General features: G+C 69.1%; 1 pseudogene. It reads right to left on the bottom strand.

Features of this window, described 5'->3' with window-relative positions:
- Positions 1-674 (bottom strand): annotated as a pseudogene (locus IH50_RS0136970) (alpha-1,4-glucan--maltose-1-phosphate maltosyltransferase); the annotation flags it as partial.

Here is a 674-nt window from a genome sequence, read left to right as displayed (position 1 = left end):
CGCGGCGGATGGTGTTGAGCTTGGTGATGAGGGGGGTGAGGGTGCGGCCCTCGCGTTCGGCGGTCCGCCAGTCGCGGTGTTTGAGCTGGTACTTCTCGCTGTCGAGGTATTCCTCACTGCCGTCGCGCAGGGGGGTGTTCTCGCAGAGTTCGTAGCCGCTGTAGATGCCCCAGGTGGGGGAGAGGGTGGCGGCCAGGACGGGGGTCGGTGCGGTTGATCTCGCCGATCACCCGTTCCCAGAACAGGACCGGTTTGGTGTGCGGGTTGTCGACGCGGAAGATCCGCACCCCCGTCTTCATCCAGTGCCGCAGCACCCGCACGGTTTCGGCGACCAGGCCGTCCATGTCCGCGTCGAAGGCGATGGGGTAGATGTCCTGGTACTTCTTCGGCGGGTTCTCCGCGTAGGCGATGGAGCCGTCGGGGCGGTGGTGGAACCACTCGGGGTGCTTGTGCACCCAGGGATGGTCCGGGGAGCACTGCAGGGCGAAGTCCAGGGCCACCTCCAGGCCCAGTTCGCCGGCCCGGGCGACGAAGCGGGTGAAGTCCTCCAGGGTGCCCAGCGCCGGGTGGACGGCGTCGTGGCCGCCCTCGGGGGAGCCGATCGCCCAGGGCACGCCGACGTCGTCGGGGCCGGCGTTCAGGGTGTTGTTGGGGCCCTTGCGGTGGGTGGTGCC

Origin of the sequence: Streptomyces sp. NRRL S-37, assembly GCF_000721605.1 — a bacterium.
Classification (GTDB): Bacteria; Actinomycetota; Actinomycetes; order Streptomycetales; family Streptomycetaceae; genus Streptomyces.
This window is presented reverse-complemented; position numbering and strand designations above follow the sequence as displayed.